1 protein-coding gene is annotated in these 1,498 nt (G+C 36.9%); it reads left to right on the top strand.

Features of this window, described 5'->3' with window-relative positions; all coding sequences use genetic code 11:
• Positions 1 to 1,498, top strand: a 1,498-nt coding sequence (locus OCV48_RS13550) for an RHS repeat domain-containing protein (RefSeq protein WP_262559938.1), incomplete at both ends; no start/stop codon positions are given.

Below are 1,498 nucleotides of genomic sequence, written 5' to 3'. Positions count from 1 at the left end.
AACTATAAATGAAGCAGGAAATGCAAAGACATACAGTTACGACAGACTTGGCAATCTTATAAGTGAAACAGATGAAGAGGGACATACAACCTGTTATGAATATGACATAAACAATAATCTTATAAAGACAATAGATGCCGCAGGTCATGAAAATACATATGAGTATAACAATACCAATAACCTCATAAAAGAGAATAAATACACTAATACAGAAGATAGCGTAACAACCTCATATAATTATGATAAAACAGGCAGACTTACAGAAGTAACAGACCCATTAGACGGAATCACCAAAACATCTTATGATAACATAGGAAATGTTACAACGGTAACCGATGCAAATGGAGGAACAACAACCTACACTTATGACAAGATGTGCAGACCGGTATCAGAGACAAATGCCATAGGCGTAACAAAGACAAATGAATACAATGCAACAGGACTTCTTACGGAAAGTACAAACGGAAGAAATCAAAAGACAAAATATACATATGATGCCATCGGAAGAATAAAATCAAAGGAAGATGAGACAGGCAGGATAACATATGAATATGATAAAAACGGCAATGTGTTAAGAGAAACAGAAGAGAGAAAGCAGGAAAACACAGGCAAAATAAAGGGAATGTCAGCCGCAAATGCCAAAAGCATCAAAGTCATCACTAGAACATATGACAGCCGAAACAGGGTGACATCATGCACAGATGCCAACGGAAAGACCATAAGATACGGATATGACGAATTAGGCAACATACTCACGATATCATATCCAGGCGGAGAAACAATCCGATATACATACTATGCCAGCGGTCAGATAGCGACAGTAACAGACAGCAAAGGCAGAGTAACTTACTATAAATATGATAAAACAGGCAGTCTGACAGACACAGAAAGACCAAACGGAACAAAAGAGCATTGTGAATACAATGAGCTTGGTTTACTGACCTCTAAAAAGGATATAAAAACTGCCACAGGTGAGGTCATCAACGAATATCATTATAAATACGATGCCAGAGGAAATATCGTAGGTGTTGTAGATGTAACAGCTGATACATCTACATTACCTGTACCGGATACTGCTAACAAGACAGCATTGAAACTTGCAGCAGAAAGTAACAGCGTCGTAACATCTGATGGTGAAACAGTAACTACTTCATTAGAAATGGAATATGACAGTGCAAACCGTCTTATAAGCTATAATAATAAAAAGATAAAATATGACAAAGACGGAAATATGTTATATGGTCCTGTGAATGGAGAAATGTGTAATCTTACATATGACAGCCGGAACAGACTTATCAGTGCAGGAAATGTAACATACGACTACGATGCCGAAAACACAAGAATATCAGTAACAACAACTGATAAAAAGATTACATATGTGACAGATGTGGCAGGCGAAATGTCGCAGTTACTAGAATCATATGAGAAAACTAATGACGGAAAGAAGATACATACAGTCTATGTATATGGCAATGGCCTGATATACAGTTATATTGAT

The sequence above is a fragment of the Bovifimicola ammoniilytica genome (assembly GCF_025567085.1).
GTDB lineage: Bacteria > Bacillota > Clostridia > Lachnospirales > Lachnospiraceae > Bovifimicola > Bovifimicola ammoniilytica.
Note: the sequence above shows the minus strand (reverse complement) of the source record. Positions and strands in the feature narration are given on the sequence as shown.